Genomic DNA, 24,067 nt, shown 5'->3' on the forward strand with positions numbered 1-24,067 from the left:
TACACGGTATTTGCCCGAATTGCGACTGAAGAGGAAATTGTGAAAAAAGTCCTCAGAACGAGAGACACTCGCACTCGGTCATCAGCGCCCGCACGTTCCGCACGTACCTCGGATTGGGGATGACGAGCCCGTTCGGGGTGTCGACGGCGCCGAAACCGAAGTTGTACGACGCGATCACCGCGTTGAGGAGGCAGAGCTCCGTGACGCCGCACGCGGTGAGCGTGTAGTCGCCCTCGAAGTACACGTCGCCGAAGTACTTGACAAGCCAGGCCAGGTAGTTGGCGCCGAGCGTCGCGTTGTCCTTGTGGTCGCGGACGTCGTACGACTGGCCGAAGCGCTGGTTGACGAACGTGGCCGTGTCCGGCATCACCTGCATGAGCCCGATGCCGCCGTCACACGCGATGATGTTCGACTGCCAGCCGCTCTCCTGCCAGGCGGTCGCCTTGACGAGGTTGAGCGGCACCTTGATGCTCGGCGCCGACGTCGGCCAGTAGGTGCGGCCGGCTGCCGCGGTCAGCGCCTCCTTCACCTGCGCGCGGGTGGCCGCGGTGCCCTCACGCTTGGCCACGCAGCCCTCCGGCGCCGGCTTCGGCGGCGCCGGCGGCAGCTGGGTCTCCACCGGCGGCTTGCGCTTCGGCTTCGGCTTCGGCTTGGCCGGCGGGCGCGTGGTGGGCGACTTCTTCGGCGTGGGCTTCGGGGTGGCGCTCGGCGTCGCCGCGGCACCCCACTCCTGCGCCAGCGGCTCGACCTCCGGAGTCTCGTCGGCCACGACGGCGGAATCCGACGGCGGCTCGTCACGCGTCCGCTCCAGACACCCCGTCAAGCCGAACAACATAACGACCGCCAAAACCCCCGCGCGCACCTTCACCGTGCCTGCCTTTCGTTTGCGACCGCGGGGCTCGCATGTCACCACAGCGTCGGCCCGTCCAGGCCGCGGGAGCTCACTCCTCGCGCTTCACGGTGCGCACCATAACAGCTCGTCAACGGCCTATCGGGGGGCTGAACCCGACATGTCTGGCACATCCGGCGACGGGTTTTGGATCCGCGCCCGGGTCGCCCACGCCACCATGAAGACCGCCGTCCACATCACGCCGAGCAGCACCGACGTGACGAGCTGGCTCGCGGTGTTCCACCCGACGTAGAGACGGGCCCCGCTCACCGTCACCACGCCCACGACCGCCACGGTCCACACAGCCACGCCGGCCATCCACGGGGTACGCCGCGCGATGAGCCACGCGAGCGTGCAGAGGCTGGCGGTGACGACCGCGTGCTGGGTCAGGATAAAGCGCTCCGACACCAGCGCGCGCTCCGCCACGGCCAGCAGCACCAGCGGCAGGAACGCACCCGCGGTGGCCACGAGCGTGACGAGGTCGCGGCGCCACGCCCGGCTGCGCCACCCGAGCACGACCGCGGCCAGCGCGACGACGACCACGAGGCTCTTGGGCCCCATGACGTCGACGACCACGTCGGCCGCGTGGGCGAAGCCCTCCGTGCGCCGGGCGGCGAACCAGTCCGCGATGACGTCGTCCACCACCGACAGTCCACTGTGGCGCACGACGAAGTTGACCACGAACGCCATCGCGAGCGCGAAGAGCAGCAGCAGCCCGAGCCCGAAGACGAGGTTGGCCACGAACGCCCACGCCGGCCCGAAGCGCATGGAGAGCAGGAAGAACAGCAGCCCGTACCGCTGGTGGACCCACCGCAGCGGCGGGAGCGCCGCCGCCCGCCGGGCCAGCGCGAGCGCGGGGTCGGGGTTGCGGCCCAGCCACCGTCCAAGAAGGACGATCGCGATGACCGCGATGAGCAGGACCAGCACGGCGCCGGTGGCCTTGCCGAGGTAGCGGGAGACCGTCTCGTACGACTCGCCGGCCAGGTAGCCGACGAGGACGGAGGCGCCGACCCAGGTGACCACGCCCAGCGCGTTCCACGGGGCGAAGCGGCGGTAGGGCATGCCGGCGCCACCGGCCAGCCGCGGCGCGAGCGTGCGCACGAAGGCTAGCCACCGGGCGCCGAACATCGCCCGGCCACCCAGCCGGTCGAGCATGGCATCGGCCTTCTGCCAGCGCTCGTAACCGATCCGCGCGCCCCACCGCCCGGACCGCAGGCGGGGACCGTAGCGGCGGCCGCTGCGGAACGCGAGCGTGTCACCGACCAGCGCGGCGGCGATCATCACGATCACGGCCGGGGTCAGGCGGAGCGTGCCGAGGTAGGCGAGGAAGCCGACGGTGAGCAGCGTCGCCTCGGCCGGCACGACCAGCCCCACGATGACGGCCGTCTCGCCCGCGACGAGGATCGCCGCCACCGCGTAGACCAGCAGCGGCGGCAGGTCCGTCAGGAGATTCACCAGGTCTTGCACGCCCGCCCCCACACGTACGACAGCATGCCAGGCCAATGTGACAGGCCCTAGGGCCTGTCTTGATCTCGGCCCGTTCGGAGATGTGCGCGACAGGCCCTTGCCCCGGCGCTGGCCGATGATCACAGGTTCGGGACAATGGACGGCATGCAGACCCGCTCGGACCTCCGCAACGTCGCGATCATCGCCCACGTCGACCACGGCAAGACGACCCTGGTCGACGCCATGCTGCGGCAGGCCGGCGCCCTCCATCGCGGCGACGTCGCCGACCGGATCATGGACTCGATGGATCTGGAGCGGGAAAAGGGCATCACGATCCTGGCCAAGAACACCGCTGTCCGCTACGTCCCCGCGGCCGGCGAGCCGGTCACCATCAACATCATCGACACCCCTGGTCACGCCGACTTCGGTGGCGAGGTGGAGCGTGGGCTCACCATGGTCGACGGCGTGCTGCTGCTCGTCGACGCGAGCGAGGGGCCGCTGCCCCAGACCCGGTTCGTGCTGCGCAAGGCGCTCAAGGCCCGCCTGCCGATCATCCTGGTGATCAACAAGGTCGACCGCCCCGACGCGCGGATCAAGGAGGTCGTCGACGACACCTACGAGCTCTTCCTCGACCTCGACGCCGACGAGAGCCAGATCGACTTCCCCATCGTGTACGCGTGCGCCCGCGACGGCCTCGCCTCGCTCGCCCAGCCGGCCGACGGCGGGATGCCCGACTCGCCCGACCTCCAGCCGCTCTTCCAGACGCTGCTCGACACGATCCCCGCCCCGTCGTACGACGAGGGGGCGCCGCTCCAGGCACACGTCACCAACCTCGACGCCTCTCCGTTCCTGGGCCGGCTCGCGCTCTGCCGGGTCCGGCAGGGCACGATCCGCAAGGGGCAGACGGTGGTCTGGTGCCGCGAGAGCGGTGCCGAGGAGCGGGTGCGCATCTCCGAGCTGCTGATGACCGACGGGCTGGAGCGCAAGCCGGCCGACGCGGCCGGGCCGGGCGACATCATCGCGGTCGCCGGCATCCCCGAGATCATGATCGGCGACACGCTCGCCGACGCGGAAAACCCGATCGCGCTGCCCCGCATCACCGTCGACGAGCCGGCCATCTCGATGACGATCGGCACCAACACCTCGCCGCTCGTCGGCCGCGTCAAGGGCGCCAAGGTCACCGCCCGCATGGTCAAGGACCGCCTCGAGCGCGAGCTGGTCGGCAACGTCTCGCTCCGCGTCCTGCCCACCGAGCGGCCGGACACCTGGGAGGTGCAGGGCCGCGGCGAGCTCGCCCTCGCCATCCTGGTCGAGCAGATGCGCCGCGAGCAGTACGAGCTGACCGTCGGCAAGCCGCAGGTGGTGACCCGGGTGGTCGACGGCAAGATCTACGAGCCGATGGAGCGCCTCACGATCGACGCGCCCGACGAGTACCTCGGCGCGATCACCCAGCTCCTCGCCACCCGCAAGGGCCGCATGGAGCAGCTGGTCAACCACGGCACCGGCTGGATCCGGATGGAGTGGCTGGTGCCGGCGCGCGGGCTGATCGGCTTCCGCACCGAGTTCCTCACCGACACCCGGGGCACCGGCATCCTGCACCACGTCTTCGAGTCGTACGAGCCGTGGGCGGGCGAGCTGCGCACCCGCAACACCGGTTCGCTGGTGGCCGACCGCACCGGCGCGGTCACCGCGTTCGCGATGCTCAACCTCCAGGAGCGGGGCACGCTCTTCGTCGAGCCGTCCACCGAGGTGTACGAGGGCATGATCGTCGGGGAAAACTCCCGCTCCGACGACATGGACGTCAACATCACCAAGGAGAAGAAGCTCACCAACATGCGCGCCTCCACCTCCGAGGAGACGGAGAAGGTGATCCCGCCGCGCAAGCTCTCGCTGGAGCAGGCGCTGGAGTTCTGCCGCGAAGACGAGTGCGTGGAGGTGACGCCGGCCGCCGTGCGCCTGCGCAAGGTGACGCTCGACGCCACCCAGCGCGCCCGCGACACCGCCCGGCGCAAGCATGCTGGATGACCTGCCTCCGGGCGTGTCCGTCTACATCGGACCGCTGGACGGGCCGGCGCGCCACACCCGCCTGCCGGAGCAGACCCACTACGCCGCCAGCACGATGAAGGTCGCCGTGCTGGCGGCGCTGCACCGCTCCGGCGCCGACCTCGACGCCGAGGTGCCGGTGCACAACGTCTTCGCCTCGGCGGCCGGCGGGATGTTCGGCTGCACCCGCGACTACGACAGCGACAGGGGCGTGTGGGAGCGGCTGGGCGGCACGGTCCCGCTGGGCTGGCTGGCCGAACGCATGATCACCAAGTCGAGCAACCTGGCCACCAACATCGTGCTCGGCCACGTGGGGCTCGACGCGGTCGCCGAGGTGTGGGCCCTCGCCGGCGCGCGACACAGCGTGACCCGGCGCGGCATCGAAGACTACGCCGCCCGCGACGCCGGCCTCGACAGCCTGGTCACGGCCGCCGACCTGGCCGCGCTCTTCACCGCGATCGTCACCGGGCGGCTCGGCCCGCCGGACGCCATGGTGGCGACGCTCCTGCGCCAGGAACGCACCGAGGACCTCGCCGCCGGACTCCCGGAGGGCACCCGCGTCGCGCACAAGAACGGCTGGGTCGACGGCGTGCGCCACGGGGCCGGCGTGGTCTTCCCGGACGACGCGCCGCCGTACGCGATCGCCGTCTGCACCACCACGGACCTGGCCGACGCCGACGCGTGCGGGCTGATCGCGCGCGTGTCGGCGGCCGCTTGGGAGCGACGATGATCAGCCAGATCCACACCCACCGCGTGTCCGCGCCGCTGCACACGCCGTTCGTGACCGCGCTGCGCCGGGCCACCACCGTCGAGACGCTGGTCGTGGAGATCGTCGATAGCGACGGGCGCTCCGGCTTCGGCGAGGCGCCGCAGGTGTGGCAGGTGACCGGCGCCTCCGTGGCCGGCAGCGAGGCCTGCGTCCGCGAGATCCTCGCGCCGCTGCTCACCGGCCGCGACCCCGACGACCTGCACGCACGGCTGGCCGAGACGCGGCGCGCGGTCGCCGGCAACGAGGCCGCCAAGGCCGCCGTCGACACCGCGCTGCACGACCTTGCCGCGCGCCGGCTCGGCGTACCCCTGGCGCGCCTCCTGGGTGGGACGGCGTCGCGGGTTCCCACGGACGTCACGCTCTCCGCCGGCGCGGCCGGCGCCCTGGCCGCGGCGGCCCAGGACCGGGTGGCGGAGGGTTTCGCGGTGCTCAAGCTCAAGGTGGCGCTCGATGCCGCGGGTGACATCTCCCGGGTACGCGAGGTGCGCGCGGCGGTCGGCGACGGGCCCCGCATCCGGCTGGACGCCAACCAGGGCTGGACGCCGCGCGAAGCGGTGCGGGTGATCCGGGGCATCGAGGACGCGGGGCTCGACGTCGAGCTCGTTGAGCAGCCGGTGCCGGCGTGGGACCTCGACGGGCTGGCCTGGGTGAGCGAGCGGGTGTCGCTGCCGATCTTGGCCGACGAGGCCGTCTACGGCGTACGCGACCTCGTCGAGGTGATCCGCCGGCGGGCCGCCGACATGGTCAACGTCAAGCTCGCCAAGTGCGGCGGCCTCGGCCCGGCGCGCACGCTGCTGGAGCTCGCCGCCGCGCACGGGATGGGCACCGTGGTCGGCTCGATGATGGAGACCCAGGTCGGCATCGGCGCCGCGGCGAGCCTCGTCGCCGCCTACGGCACGACGGCGGTCTGCGACCTCGACGCCGCCTGGTGGCTCGCGTCGTCTCCGGTCGAGGGCGGCATCCGGTACGCGGAGGCGCACGTCGTGCTGCCGGACGACCCCGGGCTCGGCGTGAAGATAATATCCAAGGATGGCGACTGAGCCGGCAGTTGGTTTCGTAGCGACCCCGGTGGCGACGCTGTGGTCCGACCCGGCGGCGGTCCGCCCCGTCGACGCGCCCGCACTCGCCCCCCGCGCCGACATCGCGGCCTGGGTGTCCAGGATGGACCACGACCAGCGGGTTGGTGAGTGCGTCGTCAGTCAGCTGCTGCTCGGCGAGCGGGTGCTCGTCGACGAGCTGCGTCCGGACGGCTGGGCCCGGGTCGTGGCCGTGGAGCAGCCGGCGGCGCGGCTGGACCCGCGGGGGTACCCGGGCTGGATGCCGGCGGCCCAGCTCGCCTTCACCGCCGGCCCGGAGCCCTCGCTGGTGGTGGACGCGGTCACGACGGGCCTGCGCGACCGCCCCGGCGGGCGGGTCGTGCTGCCCGGCGTGGTCCTCGGCACCCGGCTCGCGCCGGCCGGCCCGCCGGTCGACGGCTTCCAGCCGGTACACGTGCCGGGGCTCGAGCGTCCGCTGTGGGCGTCAGGCGGAGCGGTGGCGCCGTGGCCGTCGCCGGCGACCGGCGTGCTCGCCCTGGCCCGCCGGCTCGTCGACCGCGTGTACGTGTGGGGCGGCATGTCCGGCGACGGCATCGACTGCTCCGGGCTCGTACACCTGGCGTGGCGGCGCCTCGGCGTACGGCTCCCCCGCGACGCGAGCGACCAGGCGGACGCCACCGCACCGCTCCCGCCCGGCGAGGAGCGCCCTGGCGACCTGTACTTTTTCGCCCGTCCCGGGCGCCCCGTCCACCATGTGGGCTTCGTGTCCGACCGGGGCCCGGGTCACCTGCTGCACGCCTGTTACCGGCAGCGGCTCGTGGTCGAGGAGCCGATGCCCGCGGAGCGCGCCGCCACGTTGGTGGCGGCGCACCGCGTCGTCAGTGGTCCGCGCTGACTAATTCCTTCTTGCTGTCGCGGGACGACTTGATGAGGCTCGCCACGGTGGCGACGATCAGCGTGCCGATGATGACGGTCAGCGACAGCCAGATCGGGATGTGCGGCGCCCAGCCGACGTGCTCGCCGCCGTTGATGAACGGCACATTGTTGTCCGCGAGCGCCTCGAGCACCAGCTTGACCCCGATGAAGCCGAGGATGACCGACAGGCCGAGCGACAGGTAGACGAGCCGCTCCAGCAGGCCGCCGAGCAGGAAGTAGAGCTGGCGCAGGCCCATCAGCGCGAACACGTTGGCGGTGAAGACGAGGTAGGGCTCGTCGGTGATGCCGAAGATCGCCGGGATCGAGTCGAGCGCGAAGATGAGGTCGGTCGTGCCGATCGCGATCATCACGATCAGCAGCGGCGTGAACATGCGCCGGCCCTTGGTGTCGACCGTCGTGAAGCGCCCGTTGCCGTAGTCGTTGGAGACCCGCAGGGCGCGCCGCGCGTACCGGATGACGACGTTTTCCTTGTAGTCCTCGGCGTCCATTTCGCCCTGGCGGGCGAGGTTGATCGCCGTGTAGATCAGGAACGCGCCGAAGATGTAGAACACCCAGGCGAACTGGGAGATCAGCGCCGCACCCGCCGCGATGAAGCCGCCCCGCATCACCAGCGCCAGGATGATGCCGATGAGCAGCACCTCCTGCTGAAACTTACGGGGCACCGCGAAGCGGCTCATGATGATCACGAAGACGAAGAGGTTGTCGACCGACAGGCTGTACTCCGTGAGCCAGCCGGCGTAGAACTCACCCGCGATCGTGCCACCGCTCGTGACCCAGACGCCGACACCGAAGACCAGCGCGAGGGCGATGTAGAAGCTCACCCAGAGACTGGACTCTTTGATGCTCGGCTCGTGGGGGCGCCGGCCGATGATCAGCAAGTCGACGGCGAGCACCGCGATGAGAACGACGAGGGTGACGACCCACACCCCTGTGGACACGTCCAATGAAACCTCCGGCAGACACGCGACATCGCCCCGTCATGGACGAAGCGATGTGGACTCTGTCGGAGGTCTCTTCCGCCGCCCTCGGACCGTGCCTCGTGGGACTGGCGACCGACGATGCCGGGTCGACGACCAAACGAGCTGGTGACGACCGTGTTGACGACAACGTCGCGGGGGAATACTCCCCTCCTACGTCCACCATCATCCACCATCGGCACCCGTTTTGGCACATCCGCGGACTGTGTAATGCGACTCCTAGCACAGTCACTCAATCTTCCTAGGAGGCTAGGCACGGTAAGCTGCCGGCATGGTGCTCGAAGTCGCGCTGATCGACGTCAATCCAGGTCAGGAGGACGACTTCGCGGCCGCGTACGCGAAGGGTCACCCCGTCCTGGTCACCACTCCGGGCTGCCGCTCGGTCCGCATGACCCGCGGCATCGAGTCGCCGTCGCGCTTCGTGCTCCTCGTGGAGTGGGACTCGGTCGAGGCCCACGTGCGAAACTTCCGCGACAGCGAGCGCTTCACGACGTGGCGCTCCCACATCGGCCCCTACTTCGCGGCGCCCCCGCGGGTCGAGCACTTCACGGATGTCCCCGCCTGACGCTCCCGCGCCTTCGGGCCACGGCGGGTCCTTCGCCCCGGCCCGCCTTCAGGCCGCGGCCTGGTCCTTCGCCGCGCCCGCCGTCAGGCCGCGGCCTGGTCCTTCGCCGCCGCTTTCGCCAGGCCCTCGGCGCATTCCTTGATGAAGCGACCGAGAAACCAGCGGTAGAACCCACCCATCCACGGGCGCTTCGCCGTGAACGTGGAGTGCCACCGGATCAGCGTGCCCCCGCCGTCCGGGGTGAGGTCGACGTCGGCGCGGTAGCCGTCGAGCGCCATGCCCGACACGAGCCGGTAGCTGAACCGGCGGCCCGGCACCGCCTCGACGATCTCCTCGTGGGTGGTGAACGGCCAGGTCCGGAAGATCCGGATGGCCCCGACGCCCTCGCCACCGGCCGGGCTCTCCCGCTCCAGCTCGAACGAGCCCAGCCCCGACCAGGTGGGCCAGGTCGCGCCGTCTACGAGCAGGCGGTAGACCGCATCGGCGTCCGCCCGCGAGCGCGCCGTCACATCGATGTCCTGCACACGCATGTACCATATGGTACATGCCCGATCCCCGGCAGCGCCTCCTCGACGCCGCCATCGACCACCTCGCCGCGCACGGCCTCAGCGACCTGAGCCTGCGCCAGCTCGCGGCCGCGCTCGGCACGAGTCACCGCATGCTCATCTACCACTTCGGCTCCAAGGAGGGGCTGCTCGTCGAGGTGATCCGGGCGGTCGAGCGGCGCCAGCGGGAGGCCTTCGCCGATCTGGGACTCGACGACGCGGTCACGCCGGGCGACGCGATCCGCCGGATGTGGCGGCGCTTCGCCGACCCGGCGCTGGCCCCGCACGAGCGGCTGTTCTTCGAGGTCTACGGGCAGGCGCTCCAGGGCCGCGCCCACGCGCTCCCCCTGCTCGACGGCATCGTGGAGTCGTGGCTGGCGCCGGCGGTGGAGTTCGCCCGCGCCCGCGGCGTGCCGGAGGACGTGGCCCGCGCCGACGCGCGACTGGGCGTGGCCGTGATGCGCGGGCTGCTGCTCGACCTGCTGGCGACGGGCGACCGCACCGCGGTCGACGCCGCCGCCGAACGCTTCGCCGCCGCCTACGAGGCCCTGACGGCGCAGCCCACACCCGGCGGCCCGCCGCCCACGCGGCCCACACCCGGCGGCCCGCCGCCCACGCGGCCCACACCCGGCGGCCCGCCACCCACGGAGCCCGCGGCCAGCGGCCCGCGGCCCGGCGCGGTCAGGGCTGAAACTTCGCGCGGCGGCCCAGCTTCGTAAACCCGAGCCGCGTGTAGAGGCGGGCGGCGGGGTTGTCCACGTTGACGTCGAGGAGGACCTGCTCGGCGCCCTCCTCCCGCATCCGCCGGAGCGACTCGGTCACCAGCGCGCCGCCGACACCCCGGCCGCGCCACGCGGGCACCACGCCGACCTGGATGACCCAGCCCTCCGCGCACGTGATGAAGCCGGCGTCGCCCGCGCCGTCCGGGCCGGCCGCCAGCAGTGACCACTGTGGACGAAACTCCTCGTCGCCGGCGGTCCACGCCACCCACCGCTCGGCGGGCCAGCCGGGAAAGCCGGGCCGGTCGCGGAAGGCGGCGTCGTACGCGGCGAAGAACCGGGCGGCCAGGTCAGGCGTCCACTCGCGCAGGGTAAGGCCGGGCGGGAGCGGCACGGCCGGCGGCTCGGCGGCCGCGAGGTCGAAGCGCATCACGTCTTCGGCGAACACCTGCCGCAGCCCCCGGCTGGCGAACAGCCGCTCGCTCGCCTCGGTCAGCGCCTCGGTCTCCACGGTCACCGCGGGATCGACGCTGGTCGCGACCGCCAGCCCCCGGTCGAGCAGCACGCCGCCGATGCCGCGACCGCGGTGGGCCGGGTCGACGAGTCCGATGACCGCCGCGCCCGGCGAGAGGCGGCGGACCGCCGCCGCCGCGACGAGCTCGCCCGCCGCCGTGCGGGCGCCGGTCGTGATCACGCCGTCGGCCCCGAAGCGGCTGACGGTGACCTCCGTCATGCCGCCGTCTGTCGCATGGCACCGCGCGGCCAGGGCGGCCACCGCCTCCTGGTCGCGCTCACCGTCGAGCGGGCTCCAGGTCAACTCCCCGTCACGCACCCCACGACCCTAAGGCCCATCGATCGATAGCGCTCCCGCGTTTTTCCGCAACAGGGCGGCGACGCGCTACTTCACGCCGGCCGCGTCCATGCCGCGCAGCTCCTTCTTGAGCTCGTGGACCTCGTCGCGGATGCGGGCCGCCAGCTCGAACTGAAGCTCGCGCGCCGCGGCCAGCATCTGGTCGTTGAGATCCTGGATGAGCTGGGCCAGGTCGGCGCGGGCCATGCCCTCGCGGGACGGGGTCGCCGCCTTGCCCCGCGAACGGGTCTGCGGCACCGGCGCCTTGCCCCGCGACATCTGCCGGCCCGAGCCGCCGATCACGTGCCCGCCCGGGCCGTGGCCGCCCAGCGCGCCCTCGGTGTCGTCGGCCTCGCGGTAGATGTCGTCGAGGATGTCGTGGATCTTCTTGCGGAGCGGCTCGGGCGAGATGCCGTTGGCCTCGTTGTACGCCACCTGCTTGGCCCGCCGCCGGTTGGTCTCGTCGATCGCCGTGGCCATCGACGGCGTGATCTTGTCGGCGTACATGTGGACCTGACCGGACACGTTTCGCGCGGCGCGGCCGATGGTCTGGATCAGCGAGGTGCCGCTGCGCAGGAAGCCCTCCTTGTCGGCGTCGAGGATCGCCACCAGCGACACCTCGGGCAGATCGAGGCCCTCGCGCAGCAGGTTGATGCCGACGAGCACGTCGTAGTCGCCCTTGCGCAGCTCGCGCAGCAGCTCGATCCGGCGCAGCGTGTCCACTTCGGAATGCAGGTAGCGCACGCGGATGCCGTGCTCCAGCAGGTAGTCGGTGAGGTCTTCGGCCATCTTCTTGGTGAGCGTGGTGACCAGCACCCGCTCGTCGCGCTCGGTGCGCAGCTGGATCTCGTGCATGAGGTCGTCGATCTGGCCCTTGGTCGGCTTGATCATCACCTCGGGGTCGACCAGGCCGGTCGGCCGGATGACCTGCTCGACGAACTCGCCACCGGAGTGCTGGAGCTCCCACGGCCCCGGCGTCGCGGACAGGAACACCATCTGCCCCACCCGCTCCAGGAACTCGTCGAACCGCAGCGGCCTGTTGTCAGCCGCGCTGGGCAGCCGGAAGCCGTGCTCGATCAGCAGCCGCTTGCGCGAGGCGTCCCCCTCGTACATGGCGCCGATCTGCGGGATCGTCTGGTGTGACTCGTCGATCACCGTCATGAAGTCGTCGGGGAAGTAGTCGAGCAGGCAGTGCGGCGGGTCGCCGTGGCTCCGGCCGTCGATATGCATCGAGTAGTTTTCGATGCCGTTGCAGAAGCCGACCTGGCGCATCATCTCGATGTCGTAGGTGGTGCGCATGCGCAGCCGCTGCGCCTCCAGCAGCTTGTTTTGCCGCTCCAGCTCGGCCAGCCGCTCGCCGAGCTCGGCCTCGATGCCGCGCAGCGCCCGCTCCATCCGCTCCGGCCCGGCCGCGTAGTGGGTGGCCGGGAAGATGAGCAGCTGGTCGACCTCCTTGACCACGTCGCCGGTGAGCGGGTGGAGGTAGTAGAGCTTTTCCACCTCGTCGCCGAACAGCTCGACGCGGACGGCCAGCTCCTCGTATGCCGGGATGATCTCGAGGGTGTCGCCGCGCACCCGGAACGTGCCGCGGCTGAACGACATGTCGTTGCGCGTGTACTGGATCTCGACGAGGCGGCGCAGCAGCTTGTCACGGTCGATCTCCTCGCCGACGCGGACGCGCACGGACCGGTCGAGGTATTCCGACGGGGTGCCCAGGCCGTAGATCGCGGACACGGTGGCCACCACGATCACGTCGCGCCGGGTCAGCAGCGACATCGTGGCGGAGTGGCGCAGCCGCTCGACCTCCTCGTTGACCGAGGAGTCCTTTTCGATGTACGTGTCCGTCTGCGGGATATACGCCTCGGGCTGGTAGTAGTCGTAGTACGAGACGAAGTACTCCACCGCGTTGTTGGGCATCAGCTCCCGAAACTCCTTGGCGAGCTGCGCACACAGCGTCTTGTTGTGAGCGAGCACCAACGTGGGGCGCTGCATCCGCTCGACCAGCCAGGCGGTGGTCGCGCTCTTGCCCGTGCCGGTGGCGCCCATGAGCACCGTGTGGCGATCGCCACGGCGCACTCGACGCTCAAGGTCGTCGATGGCTGCCGGCTGGTCGCCGGAAGGCTTGTAGTCGCTGACGACCTGGAAGCGACCGTCGAGCCGCGGGATGTCGAGACCCATGCGCTAAACCGTACGCCGCGGGTGTGACAACCCGCTCCGGACTCGGTTCCACCTGCGATCAACTTCGATATTGGCGTTGTGTGCGAAAGATCACCGCACTACCCTCTTAGGAGTAGGCCGCTCGCGGCGGCCGACCGGAGACACGATCGGGCCTCCACACCGGCCGGTCTGTCCCGGCGCAGGGTCGCAGCCCCGGCAGCTCGCCGGTGAGCGCACCCGACGCGGTCGCGCAGGACGCGCTGACCGGCCGCCGCGAGCGCCCCATCTTTTCCCGGCCTGCCCGCGACCCATCCGACCCGCAGCGCGTTCAACCTCGCGTGAAGGCAAGCTTCGAACGGCGACGGATCATCGCACTCGCCGCCCTGGTCTGCGTGGCGGCCGGCTCGGCCGCCGGGCTCACCACCGGTCTCGTCTCGTGTACGCCCGCCGACAAGCCGGTGGAGGCGAGGCCGCTCTCTTCGACCGAGGCGCAGCGGCTGGCCGGCATGCGCGCCCGAAACTTCAAGGACGGGCGGGTCGGCGTGCGGGCCACGCTGGGCAAGCCGGGCGCCGAGATCAAGCTGGCGGGCTGGATCGACTGGCGGCGCCAGCTCACCTACCTCGCGGCCACCGCGCCGGCGCCCGGGCCGGACGACGGACTGCTCCAGGCGGTACCCGGAATCATCGCGACCCGGCCGGGACGCGCGGACGGCGGCCTGCCCCCGGCGACGCCGCCGGCGAAGGACTGGCGGGTGCGGCCCTCGACCGCGACCAGCGCGCACCCGGCGCCGATCGACTCGTTCGTGGCGCTGCTGTTCGCGATCGCCAGCGACAAGCCGGACCAGGCCGACCTGCTGGCGCGCAGCGACTCCCGCTGGCTCGGCACCGACCGGATCGCCGACAAGACGGTGGACGTGCTGCTCGGCCCGGCCGTACCGCCGCAGCCCAAGCCGACCGTGACAGCCAGCCCCAGCCCCAGCGCCTCACCGACCAAGCCCGGCGCGGCCGGGCCGGCCTCCCCCACGCCCGCCCCGAACTCGCTGGCCGCGATGGGCGGCGCGGTGCGGTACTGGCTGGACGGTGACGCGCGGCTGCACCGGTTCGAGGCGCTGCTGAGCAAGGACCTGCCGGTCAAGGTCGACCTCACCCGCGAGGAGCGGCCGGAGCTGGTGGCGATCGACGCGCTCGGCGGGCGCACCGGCAAGCCGCGCCAGGTGACCGCCGAGGAGGCGCGGGCGCTCGCCCTCATGCGGCAGCGCAACCGCGCGGCGGGCGGCGGCAGGATCACGCTGACCGTGCCGATGCTGCCCGCCGGCATGCTGCTCGCGACCGGGTGGCTGGACTGGCGCGAGACGGTGGCGTACCTGGGCGCGTACGACATGGACAAGAAGGACGAACGCGTCCTCATGCGGGCCACCCGCACCGGCGTGACCGTGCGAAACGACGGCTTCACCGCCGGGAAGCCGCCGCCGCTCCCCCCACCTGCCGGCGAATGGCGGACGATCCCGTGGGCGGCCCGCGGCGACGCGCTCGGCGGGCTCGACCTCGACCTGCTGCTCAACGAGGCGCTCGCGGTGAGCGGCACCGGCAAGGACGACGCGGCGGCGCTCCGCGACGTGGCACTGTGGCTGCGCAAGGACACGCTCGCCGGCGGCCCGGTCAACGTGTACGAGATCGCCAAGGGCGCCGACCTCGGCGGCGCGCGGGGCGCGGCCCGCATCCGCTACTGGATGGACCGCACCGGGGTGCTGCGCCGGCTGGAGCTGCGCACCCGCACCGGGGCGTTCGCCCAGCTCGACATCACCCCGGAGAAGGTGCCGACGCTCAGCCGGCCGTGACGCGCGCCGGCCGCCCAGGGTCGGCGCTCCCCCACCCGCGGCCCTCGGGCAGCGGCGGGAAGCCGGCCGGGCCGAGCGCGTCCAGCCGGTCGCTCTCCACATGCACTACGCCGCCGTCGAGGGCCACCTTGTCGGTGTCGAGCACGTGGCTCAGCCGCGCCGCGATCCGCGGGTAGTCCTCCACCGACGTCGACGCGCCCGGGCAGGGGACGCGCTGGTGGCGGACGTTTTCCTCGTAGGGCACGAGCCGCTCGTGCCACAGCGCGTCGACCCGGGCGTGCAGGTCGTCCAGGTCGGCGTCGTTGCGCAGCAGCGAGTCGGCGGCGGCCCGCCGCTCGGCCGCGCCGGCCTGCGCGCGGATGCGGGCGTGCGCCTGCTCGGGCGCCATCCCCCGGTCGCGCACGAGGCGCTCCACGCGGGTGGCCTCGTCCGCGTCGACCACGATCACGAGGTGGTACGTCGGCGCGAGCCCCACCTCGACGAGTAGCGGCACGTCGTTGACGACGACCGCGTCGGGTGCGGCGGAGGCGACGAGCTCGGCTGTGCGGCGGCGCACCCGCGGGTGGATGATCGCCTCCAGCCGCCGGCGGGCCACGTCGTCGCCGAACACCCGGGCGCCGAGCGCGGGCCGGTCGAGCGCGCCGTCCGCCCCGAGCACACCCTCACCGAACTCCGCGACGACCTCCGCCAGCCCCTCGGTGCCCGGCGCGACGACCTCCCGAGCCAGCCGGTCGGAGTCGACGACGGTGGCCCCTCGCGCGGCCAGGCGCGCGGCGACGGCGCTCTTGCCCGCCCCGATCCCCCCGGTCAACCCGATCAGCAGCACAGCCCCAGTCTTCCACCCCGCCCCGCGCGGCCTCGAAACCCTCGAGCGCAAGAGATTTGATATCTGGGCTACCGCGATGTCCGCCGTGGTCCAGACCGCTGCGCGGGCCCCCCGGGGAAACGTGGAACGCGGCGGAGCGTTTTCTTGGGGTGCATTTCCCGCGGCCTCACCCGTCCGCCGCTGGTCACGGTCACCCGGCGCTTCGCTCCCGGCCGCTCCCGACCGGCTTTCCGAACGCCGACGCCGCCGGCCGCGGAGTGCGACGCCCCAGCGGGATCGGGCTTGTCGCGCGGAGGTGGCAGCGGGGGTCGGAGGTCTCGGCGAGCGCTGCGAGCCGCCGGCCGCCGCGGTCTCCGGCGGGAGCGGCGGTCCGCAGCTGACGCGGACCCGGGAAATCTGCTCGAAAGCAAGCAAAGACAAGGCCCCGCCGCGCTCGCGCGCGACGGGGCCTGTCTACCGGTCGATCCTTACTTGCCGCCGGCCAGCTTTTCGCGCAGCGCGGCGAGCGCCTCGTCGGTGGCCAGGGTGCCCGCGGGCTCCTCGGCCTGGCGGGCCGGCGCGGCCGAAGCCTGCGGGGCACCGCCACCGCTCGCGCCACCCGCCGAAGGGGGTGCCGCGGCGGCCTCGACGTCGGCGGCACGCGCCGTCTGGACCTGCTTGGTGTGGGCCTCCCAGCGCTGGCGGGCCTCGGCGTACTGCCGCTCCCACTCCTCACGCTGCTTGTCGAAGCCCTCGAGCCACTCGCCCGTCTCCGGGTCGAAGCCCTCGGGGTAGATGTAGTTGCCCTCGGTGTCGTACGTCGCGGCCATGCCGTACTGCGTCGGGTCGAAGTGCTCCTCGCCCTCGACGAAGCCCTCGTTGGCCTGCTTGAGCGACAGCGAGATCCGGCGACGCTCGAGGTCGATGTCAATGACCTTGACCATCACGTCGGAGCCGACCTGCACCACCTGCTCCGGGATCTCCACGTGGCGCTCGGCCAGCTCGGAGATGTGGACCAGGCCCTCGATGCCGTCGTCGACCCGCACGAACGCGCCGAACGGCACCAGCTTGGTCACCTTGCCCGGCACGATCTGCTGGATCGCGTGGGTGCGGGCGAACTGCCGCCACGGGTCCTCCTGCGTCGCCTTCAGCGACAGCGAGACCCGCTCGCGGTCGAGGTCGACGTCGAGGACCTCGACCTCCACCTCCTGGCCCACCTCGACGACCTCGGACGGGTGGTCGATGTGCTTCCAGGACAGCTCGGAGACGTGCACCAGGCCGTCGACGCCACCAAGGTCGACAAACGCGCCGAAGTTGACGATCGAGGACACGACGCCCTTGCGGACCTGGCCCTTCTGAAGCTTGTTGAGGAACTCGGTGCGCACCTCGGACTGGGTCTGCTCCAGCCACGCCCGGCGGGACAGAACCACGTTGTTACGGTTTTTGTCCAGCTCGATGATCTTCGCCTCGAGCTCGCGACCCACATACGGCTGGAGGTCGCGCACGCGCCGCATCTCCACCAGCGAGGCGGGCAGGAAGCCGCGCAGCCCGATGTCGAGGATCAGACCGCCCTTGACCACTTCGATGACGGAGCCACGCACGACACCGTCCTCGTCCTTGATCTTCTCGATCGTGCCCCAGGCGCGCTCGTACTGCGCCCGCTTCTTCGAGAGGATCAGGCGGCCCTCCTTGTCCTCCTTCTGGAGAACCAGGGCCTCGATGTGATCACCGACCGACACCACCTCAGCGGGGTCCACGTCATGCTTGATCGACAACTCGCGCGAGGGGATGACGCCCTCGGTCTTGTAGCCGATGTCGAGCAGGACCTCGTCCCGATCGACCTTGACGACGGTGCCTTCGACAATGTCGCCGTCGTTGAAGTACTTGATGGTCTCGTCGATGGCGGCGAGGAACGCCTCCTCGGACCCGAGGTCGTCGACGGTGACCTTGTTGGCGCTCGAGGTGGCCTCGATGCTGCTCGTCATGTGGACTGTTGCTCCGAACGGATGGTGTCGCGGGGACCTGCTGCGCCCACGGACCCGCCGCCGGGCACAACTCAGCGTCATTGGTGATCAGCGCGATGTGTCCGTCGACCGCGGACCTGCTCCCTGCCGAGGTCACGATCCGCGAGTGCATCGACTAGCTTACCGTGCGCATTACCACAGCGTGCAAGCCCTACCGGGGCGAGATGTGCGCGTGTCGCCAATCGCCCGAAATGTCCCACTCGCGGGAACGACCAGTCGCGGCCGGAACCCCCCGATGCCGCAGGCGTGGCCGGCTCGACAGGTGGGTAGAAGGTAGCCGCCAATCGGATCCACGAGGAGGCGGTGTTGCGTACGGACGTGGCCGATGCCCGGCTCGACCTCGACCGTGAGGCGCAGCTGTACGCCACACGCGCGGAGGCTGATCCGTCCGCGCGGGCCGAGTTCGTCGAAGCCTGCCTGCCGCTCGCCCGCCGGCTCGCACAGCGCTACGTCGGCCGGGGAGAGCCGTTCGACGACCTGGAACAGGCCGCCCGGCTCGGCCTCGTCAACGCGGTGGACCGGTACGACCCCGGGCGCGGCTCGTTCACCGCCTTCGCGGTCATCACCATGCTGGGCGAGCTGCGAAAACACTTCCGCGACCGCACCTGGGGCGTGCGCGCGCCGCGGCGCCTCCAGGACCTGCTGCTCCAGATCCGGCACACCGACGCCGACCTCTCCAACGCCGGCGACCGCGCCGAGCTGGCCGACCGCCTGGACACCTCCGTCGACGAGGTCGACCGGGCCGTGCTGTCCGCCGCCGGGTACACGCCGCGGTCGTTGAACGCACCGATCACCGGCGGCGACTCCGGCGACGCCGCCGAGTACGGCGACCTGATCGGCGAGATCGACGCCGACCTCGCGGCGGTCGACGACCGGCTGACCCTGCTCACCTTGCTGGAACGGCTCCCCGAGCGCGAACGCCAGATCCTGGTCCTGCGGTTCTACGGCGATCTCACCCAGGTGCAGATCGCGGAACGCTGCGGCATCTCGCAGATGCACGTCTCCCGGCTGCTGTCCCGGACGTTGACCTGGCTGCGCCACGCCATGCTCTCGGACACCACGCCACCGTGGGGTGCCGAGAGCCCGATGGACCAGCCCCGGCTGGCGCTGACCACCACCCGCGCCCGCGGCGGCGTCGTGACCGTCGCCGTCGGCGGGGAGGTCGACCGGGACAGCGCCGACCAGCTGCGCCGGGCGGTCCTGGACGCCGTCGCCAGCCACGCCGCCGAGGTGCGCGTCGACCTGTCCGGTGTGCCGTTCGTCGACGCCGCCGGCGTGGCCGCGCTGGTCGCCTGCTATCAGGAGGCCACCCGCGCCGCGGTCGAGCTGCGGGTGCGCGGCGCCCAGCCGTACGTACGGCGCGTGCTGTCGCTGTCCCGGTTCCACCGGCTGTAGCCGGTTTGCCCCTGGATTACCGGGGAATCAACGCGGCTCACCTCGTCCGGTCTTTGGGGGGTACATGACGGCGACGGCTGCCGCCTACGCGAGCGTGGGTGCGATCGACTTCCCGGTGTTTCGGCTGCCCGGCGTGTACCCGCCGCAGGCCGACACGGCGCTTCTGGCCGAGGCGGCCGCCTCCGCGCCCATCCCGCGCGGCGCCCGGGTGCTCGACGCGTACACCGGCAGCGGCGTGCTCGCGGTGACGGCCGCCCGGCTCGGCGCGGGTGACGTCACCGCCGTCGACGTCTCCCGCCGGGCCGTGCTCTGCGCCCGCCTCAACGCCTGGGGCCGTGGGCTGCCGGTGCGCGCGTGGCGCGGTTCGCTGGCGGAGGTCGCCGGCGGGTACGACGTCGTGCTGGCCAACCCGCCGTACGTGCCGTGCCCGTCGCCGGCCGTGCCCGCCGGGCGGGAGCGGGCCTGGGACGCCGGGCCGGACGGTCGGGCGGTCCTCGACCCGCTCTGCGCGACCGCGCCGGACCTGTTGAACGACAAGGGCTTCCTGCTGCTCGTCCACTCTCATGTGTCCGATGTGGACCAGTCGCTGGCGGCGCTGCGGGCGGCAGGGCTGAGCGTCACGGTGGTCGCCCGGCGGCGCGTGCCGTTCGGCCCGGTCATGCGGGCCCGGGCCGCCTACCTGGAGGCCGCCGGGCTGGTGCGGCGCGGGCAGCGCCACGAGGACCTGGTGGTGATCCGTGCCGACCGCGGGTGAGGCGCGCCGGGTCGTCGTGGAGCCGGGCGGGCCGGTGCTCGTCGAGGGACCGGTCGAGCTCGTGCTGCCCGACGGCACGACGGTCCGCTCGGAACGGTTTATGGTCGCGGTCTGCGCCTGCCGCCGCAGCAAGCGGTACCCCTTCTGCGACACCAGCCACCGCCGCCGGGTCCGCTCAGAGTAGCGCCGACCGGCCCGACCGCCAGCTGCCCAGCAGGTGTGCGCCCAGGCGCTCCTCCAGCACGTCGGTGGCCTGGATGCCGAAGACCACGTCCGCGGCCAGGCCGGGATCCCGGTCGAGCAGGTCGGCGACGACGTCGTGCCGCATGACCTGCTCGTGTACCGCGTCAGCCTCGATGTGCTCGGTGTAGAAGAGCCGGCACGCGGCGGGCGCGCCGAGCCGGGTGAGCGCATCGTCCATCCGCTGGGCGCTCGGTCCGGTGCTGATCTCGGCGGCGGCGAAATGGCCGACGAGCGCGCCCCGCCACCGCCGGTGCAGCCCGAACAGCGACATCATGTTGACCGTGGCGAGGGCGCATGCCGGGGCCCGGTCCAGGTAGTGCAGGTAGTCGGGCGACATGTCGGCGGCCGCCAGCAGGTCGGCGAAGAGGCGGGAGTGCATCCGCTCGGCCCGGCCGCCGCCGAACTCGTCGTACTCCACCGCGACGAGGGCGGCCTTGGCCCGGCCCTCCAGCCGGGGGATCACCCAGGCGTGCGGCTCGGCCTCCTTCAGGTGGTAGATCGAGCGCACCGCGAAGTAGTCCCGCATCTGCCACCACTCACCGTCGTCGCGCAGGAAGTGGCTGACCCCGGTGCCCGGCACCGGCTCGACGAGCAGCGCCTCGAGCGCGGCGGCGGCGTCGGACCCGCCGTCGACCCGCTGCTCCAGCGCGGCGAGGAAAGCCGCCTCCAGCTCCGCGCGCAGCCGCAGCAGGTCGGCGTCCCACTCCCACTCCGGATCCACGCCGGCGAACCCGCGGTAGTGCAGCTCGTAGCACACGTGCAGGGCGAGCTGGACGTCGTCGCCGAGGGATCCGCGCCGTCGAGGGCGACCCGCGGCGCCGTCCCACCCGTGAGGCGGTCGACGACCGACGCGGAGATCGGGCCGCGGCTGGCCGGGAGGGTGGCCGTTGTGCTGGACATGAGACCCGTGATACCCGCCGCTCGCCCCTTCACTCCCGGAGGGTGAGCGCCGCCGTCACCCCGGGCAACCCCCGGCTCGTTTCTTCACTCCCGGAGGGTGAGTGCCGCCGTCACCCCCGGCAGCCCGCCGGTCGCGGCCGCCTGGCGCTGGCGGTCGGCGCCGGTGCCGCCGGACCGCAGGCGGTCGAGCAGGGCGCCGACCTCCGTCAGGTCGCCGCTCTCGGTGAGCGCCGCGCGCACGTGGGCGAGCAGCGCGGCCACAAGGTCGGCGGCGGGCACCCGCCGGGACAGTCCGAGGTGGACGCCGGGCCCGGCGAGCCCGTAGCGCGCGGCCGTCCACACACCCGCGGCGGCCACCTGCGCGGGTACCGGCGCCGCCTCCCGCCCGCGCGCGAGGTCGGCGAGCGCGGTGCGGACCAGCGCCCGGCCCAGCAGCGCCTGCAACACGGCATCGTCCACCGTGGACGCCACGTCGGCGACCCGCAGCTCCACCGTGGGCAGGCGCGGCGACGGCCGGGCGAACCAGAACGTCTGCGCCTCGTCGGCCACCACTCCACAATCGACCAACCGGGCCACTTCCGCGCGAAACGCGGCGTGGTCGCGGCAGTACGGCGCCAGCCCGGAGCCGGGAAACCGCGACTGCTGCACGATCCGCCAGCTGCCGTACCCGGTGTCCCGCCCGTGGTGGAACGGCGAGTTGACCGACAGCGCCAGGAGCGTCGGCAGCCACGGGCCGACGTGGTTGACCACGGCGACGGCGGTGTCCCGGTCCGCGACGCCGACGTGCACGTGGCAGCCGCACGCCTCGTAGTCGCGGGTCACCTCGCCGTAGAGCTCGTCGATGGCGGCGAAACGCGGCAGGCTCGACGGCACCGCACCGCCCGAGCCACCCGGCGGCGAACCACTCGCCACCGCCACGGCGCCGTGGTCGCGGGCGGCGGCGGCCACCACGCGGCGGCCCGCGGTGAGATGCGCGCGGAGGTCGGCCGCGGTCGTGCAGATGCCGGTCGCCGCCTCCACCTGGGTGTCGCGCAGCTCCCGCTGCACGGAGGCGCCCACCGGCAGCCGCGCCGCGGCCGCACCGGCGACCACCTTCTCCGCGAGCGGGACGGTCGCCCCGGAGGCCGGGTCGACCAGCAGGAACTCCTCCTCGACCCCCATGGTCTCGCCGCTCATGCCGCCGCCTGTACCCGCCGCGCGGGGACATGAACCACCGCGTGGCCTGCCACCGGAGCCCTCGGGCCGACCGGTAAGAATGATCCGGTGCCAGACCAACACGTACCCGACACCGCGGGCGCCGTCCGGCGCTGGTGGGACAACGAGGCGGACGCCTACCAGGCCGAGCACGGCGAGTTCCTCGGCGACGCCCGCTTCGTCTGGGGACCCGAGGGGCTCGACGAAGCCGACGCGCACCTCTTGGGCGAGGTGGCCGGCAAGCGGATCTTGGAGATCGGCTGCGGCGCCGGACAGTGCGGACGCTGGCTCCTCACCCAGGGCGCCCAGGTGGTCGGCATCGACCTGGCCCACGGGCAGCTCCAGCACTCCCTCAAACTCGACGTCAAGACCGGCCTCGCGCTGCCGGTAGCCGAGGCGGACGTGCTGCGGCTGCCGTTCCGGGACGGATCGGTCGACCTGGCGTGCGCCGCCTACGGGGCGATGCCGTTCGTGGCCGACGCGACCGGAGCGCTGCGCGAGGTGGCCCGGGTGCTGCGGCCGGGAGGCCGCTTCGTCTTCTCCACGACCCACCCGTTCCGCTGGACGTTCCTCGACGAACCGGGCGAGGAAGGCCTCATGGCGGTCAACTCCTACTTCGACCGCCGCCCGTACCTGGAGTACGACAGGGCCGGCGAGCCCAGCTACGCCGAGTACCACCGCACGATGGGCGACTGGGTACGCGCCGTCGACGCCGCCGGCCTGCGGCTGGCCGGCCTCGTCGAGCCCGAGTGGCCGGACCACCACGACAAGACGTGGGGCGGCTGGAGCCGCCTGCGCGGCAAGCTCTTCCCCGGCACAGCGATATTCACCTGCGCGAAGGCCGCCTGACGGCCCGCGCCGCCGCACAGCGCGGGTCCGCCGGACGGCTCACCTCCTAGGCCCTGTTTCAACAGATTTGTCGAGGCGAGCCGGGATCCAGGCGGCGATCCGGCAAGTCGGGCGCAAGGTCGCATACCGGTGCTGTATGCGGCCTTACGCCCGACGCCGCCGGTCGTCGTCTGGGCCCGGCGCAGCCCGGCAAGGATTTTGAAACAGGGCCTAGCCCCGGCCCAGTGGCGGGCGGTCGGCGACCTGCTCGACGCCGTTGGCCGGCGTGCTGTTCGCGGCGGGCTCGTCACTGCGGTGCTGGCCGGCCGACGGGCGGTTGGTGGGCCACCGGTCCGGCGCCGGCCGGGGCTCGCCGCCCGCGTCGCTGTAGTAGCCGGACCGCTCGCCCACACCCGGGTCGAGGAGGCGGTCGGTGCGCGCGGTCGCCATGGCCCAGATGACGAACACCGCGAGCGCGATCATCGCCAGCGACCAGAGCGGGTAGTACGGCAGGAAGATGAAGTTGTTGATCGCGACCAGCGCCGCGAGGGCGATGCCGACCGCGCGGGCCCAGGTGGCGCCGGTGAACAGGAAGAATCCCGCCACGACGGCCAGCACGCCGAGGGCGAGGTGGATCCAGCCCCAGGTGGTGGTGTCGATGTCGTACGTGTAGTTGGGCCCCACGACGAAGAACCGGTCGTTGGCGATCGCGGCGATGCCGACGAAGACCTCCCAGATCCCCAACAGGATCATCATGGTGGCGGCGAAGACCAGCCCGCCAACCGCCCAGGTGCGGGACGCGCTTGATGTGGCCATGATTTCCTCGCTTCCTCCTTAGATCCCCTCACCATAGATACGCAGACCGGGGTAATAAGGGCGAAAGAAGATTCGCCCCGGTCCGCGTCAGCCGCGGACCGCATGCGCGGGGCCCCCGGGGAACGTGGAGCGCAGCGGAGCGGGTGCTTTCCCGCGGGCACCGCTCCCGGCCGGCGGCTCGCGGACCGAGCCGAAATCCCCGGCCGTCCACTCCCTGGTCCGCGAGACAAGCCCCCGTCGGCGACCTGACGCAGCGTCACCAGCCCTGGGCCGGGACTTCCGGATCTAGGAGACTTACGGTCGATATGGCGGGCTAAGTCTCCTAGATCCGCTGCTC

21 protein-coding genes and 1 pseudogene are annotated in these 24,067 nt (G+C 72.1%); 11 read left to right on the top strand and 11 right to left on the bottom strand.

The features are described 5' to 3' along the window. Positions 1–52: 52 nt before the first annotated feature. Both AC5L36_RS36115 and AC5L36_RS36120 read right to left on the bottom strand, forming a co-directional pair. Positions 53–835 (bottom strand): lytic transglycosylase domain-containing protein, encoded by a 783-nt coding sequence (locus tag AC5L36_RS36115; protein WP_441223278.1) that lies wholly within the window; start codon positions 833–835, stop codon positions 53–55. A 153-nt stretch (positions 836–988) separates the two neighbouring features. Further along, the gene (locus AC5L36_RS36120; RefSeq protein WP_441223279.1) at positions 989–2,356 is read right to left on the bottom strand and encodes a DedA family protein; all 1,368 of its coding nucleotides are present in this window, start codon (positions 2,354–2,356) and stop codon (positions 989–991) included. A 144-nt stretch (positions 2,357–2,500) separates the two neighbouring features. On the opposite strand from AC5L36_RS36120, the gene typA reads away from it, so the two are divergent. Genes typA through AC5L36_RS36140 form a run of 4 tightly spaced genes read left to right on the top strand, consistent with a single transcriptional unit; the run spans position 2,501 to position 7,079 of the window. Beyond that, on the top strand, positions 2,501–4,360 hold the full coding sequence (typA, locus tag AC5L36_RS36125; RefSeq protein WP_441223280.1) for a translational GTPase TypA: 1,860 nt from the start codon (positions 2,501–2,503) through the stop codon (positions 4,358–4,360). Then, positions 4,350–5,108: a serine hydrolase gene (locus AC5L36_RS36130; RefSeq protein ID WP_441223281.1), complete on the top strand. Its 759-nt coding sequence runs from the start codon at positions 4,350–4,352 to the stop codon at positions 5,106–5,108. Before typA ends, AC5L36_RS36130 begins: the two co-directional genes overlap by 11 nt. Next, positions 5,105–6,187: a mandelate racemase/muconate lactonizing enzyme family protein gene (locus AC5L36_RS36135; RefSeq protein ID WP_441223282.1), complete on the top strand. Its 1,083-nt coding sequence runs from the start codon at positions 5,105–5,107 to the stop codon at positions 6,185–6,187. The genes AC5L36_RS36130 and AC5L36_RS36135 overlap by 4 nt, the downstream gene beginning before the upstream one ends. After that, positions 6,177–7,079: a C40 family peptidase gene (locus AC5L36_RS36140; RefSeq protein WP_441223283.1), complete on the top strand. Its 903-nt coding sequence runs from the start codon at positions 6,177–6,179 to the stop codon at positions 7,077–7,079. The genes AC5L36_RS36135 and AC5L36_RS36140 overlap by 11 nt, the downstream gene beginning before the upstream one ends. On the opposite strand, the gene AC5L36_RS36145 is transcribed toward AC5L36_RS36140, so the two are convergent. Beyond that, the gene (locus AC5L36_RS36145) at positions 7,063–8,064 is read right to left on the bottom strand and encodes a TerC family protein (RefSeq protein ID WP_441223284.1); all 1,002 of its coding nucleotides are present in this window, start codon (positions 8,062–8,064) and stop codon (positions 7,063–7,065) included. The two genes, AC5L36_RS36140 and AC5L36_RS36145, sit on opposite strands and share 17 nt — an antisense overlap. A 304-nt stretch (positions 8,065–8,368) precedes the next feature. On the opposite strand from AC5L36_RS36145, the gene AC5L36_RS36150 reads away from it, so the two are divergent. Then, complete coding sequence (locus AC5L36_RS36150) at positions 8,369–8,662, top strand: antibiotic biosynthesis monooxygenase family protein (RefSeq protein ID WP_441223285.1); 294 nt, start codon at positions 8,369–8,371, stop codon at positions 8,660–8,662. A gap of 83 nt (positions 8,663–8,745) precedes the next feature. Here AC5L36_RS36150 and AC5L36_RS36155 read toward each other — a convergent pair whose 3' ends face one another. Beyond that, the gene (locus AC5L36_RS36155) at positions 8,746–9,192 is read right to left on the bottom strand and encodes an SRPBCC family protein (RefSeq protein WP_441223286.1); all 447 of its coding nucleotides are present in this window, start codon (positions 9,190–9,192) and stop codon (positions 8,746–8,748) included. Positions 9,193–9,206: 14 nt separating this feature from the next. Between AC5L36_RS36155 and AC5L36_RS36160 the strand changes: the two genes are divergently transcribed. Next, positions 9,207–9,926, top strand: coding sequence for a TetR/AcrR family transcriptional regulator (locus AC5L36_RS36160; protein WP_441223287.1), 720 nt, complete (start codon positions 9,207–9,209; stop codon positions 9,924–9,926). On the opposite strand, the gene AC5L36_RS36165 is transcribed toward AC5L36_RS36160, so the two are convergent. Next, complete coding sequence (locus AC5L36_RS36165; protein ID WP_441223288.1) at positions 9,889–10,758, bottom strand: GNAT family N-acetyltransferase; 870 nt, start codon at positions 10,756–10,758, stop codon at positions 9,889–9,891. The genes AC5L36_RS36160 and AC5L36_RS36165 overlap by 38 nt on opposite strands. 66 nt (positions 10,759–10,824) lie before the next feature. Next, a complete protein-coding gene (uvrB, locus tag AC5L36_RS36170) occupies positions 10,825–12,954 on the bottom strand; it encodes an excinuclease ABC subunit UvrB (RefSeq protein ID WP_441223289.1) in 2,130 nt (709 codons plus the stop codon). 206 nt (positions 12,955–13,160) lie between these two features. Between uvrB and AC5L36_RS36175 the strand changes: the two genes are divergently transcribed. Then, positions 13,161–14,771, top strand: coding sequence for a hypothetical protein (locus AC5L36_RS36175; protein WP_441223290.1), 1,611 nt, complete (start codon positions 13,161–13,163; stop codon positions 14,769–14,771). Between the two features lie 7 nt (positions 14,772–14,778). On the opposite strand, the pseudogene coaE reads toward AC5L36_RS36175, so the two are convergent. Next, positions 14,779–15,597, bottom strand: a pseudogene (coaE, locus tag AC5L36_RS36180) (dephospho-CoA kinase); the annotation flags it as partial. 467 nt (positions 15,598–16,064) lie between these two features. After that, complete coding sequence (gene rpsA, locus AC5L36_RS36185) at positions 16,065–17,642, bottom strand: 30S ribosomal protein S1 (RefSeq protein WP_441223291.1); 1,578 nt, start codon at positions 17,640–17,642, stop codon at positions 16,065–16,067. A gap of 264 nt (positions 17,643–17,906) precedes the next feature. On the opposite strand from rpsA, the gene AC5L36_RS36190 reads away from it, so the two are divergent. From AC5L36_RS36190 to AC5L36_RS36200, 3 genes are all read left to right on the top strand, one after another. Continuing rightward, positions 17,907–18,995, top strand: coding sequence for a sigma-70 family RNA polymerase sigma factor (locus tag AC5L36_RS36190; RefSeq protein WP_441223292.1), 1,089 nt, complete (start codon positions 17,907–17,909; stop codon positions 18,993–18,995). 64 nt (positions 18,996–19,059) lie between these two features. Further along, a complete protein-coding gene (locus tag AC5L36_RS36195) occupies positions 19,060–19,749 on the top strand; it encodes a methyltransferase (RefSeq protein WP_441223293.1) in 690 nt (229 codons plus the stop codon). Continuing rightward, positions 19,733–19,933, top strand: a complete 201-nt coding sequence (locus AC5L36_RS36200; protein ID WP_441223294.1) for a CDGSH iron-sulfur domain-containing protein — start codon at positions 19,733–19,735, stop codon at positions 19,931–19,933. Before AC5L36_RS36195 ends, AC5L36_RS36200 begins: the two co-directional genes overlap by 17 nt. Here AC5L36_RS36200 and AC5L36_RS36205 read toward each other — a convergent pair. Together AC5L36_RS36205 and AC5L36_RS36210 are read right to left on the bottom strand one after the other, a co-directional pair. Continuing rightward, positions 19,925–20,749 carry an iron-containing redox enzyme family protein gene (locus AC5L36_RS36205; RefSeq protein ID WP_441223295.1) on the bottom strand — a complete coding sequence of 275 codons (825 nt, stop codon included), beginning with the start codon at positions 20,747–20,749 and terminating at the stop codon, positions 19,925–19,927. The genes AC5L36_RS36200 and AC5L36_RS36205 overlap by 9 nt on opposite strands. Before the next feature lie 227 nt (positions 20,750–20,976). Beyond that, a complete protein-coding gene (locus AC5L36_RS36210; RefSeq protein WP_441223296.1) occupies positions 20,977–22,068 on the bottom strand; it encodes a carboxylate-amine ligase in 1,092 nt (363 codons plus the stop codon). 87 nt (positions 22,069–22,155) lie between these two features. On the opposite strand from AC5L36_RS36210, the gene AC5L36_RS36215 reads away from it, so the two are divergent. Then, complete coding sequence (locus tag AC5L36_RS36215; RefSeq protein ID WP_441223297.1) at positions 22,156–22,935, top strand: class I SAM-dependent methyltransferase; 780 nt, start codon at positions 22,156–22,158, stop codon at positions 22,933–22,935. 210 nt (positions 22,936–23,145) lie between these two features. On the opposite strand, the gene AC5L36_RS36220 is transcribed toward AC5L36_RS36215, so the two are convergent. Continuing rightward, positions 23,146–23,730, bottom strand: a complete 585-nt coding sequence (locus AC5L36_RS36220) for a DUF7144 family membrane protein (RefSeq protein ID WP_441223298.1) — start codon at positions 23,728–23,730, stop codon at positions 23,146–23,148. Positions 23,731–24,067: the final 337 nt, after the last annotated feature.

The organism is Phytohabitans sp. LZ39 (assembly GCF_059359075.1).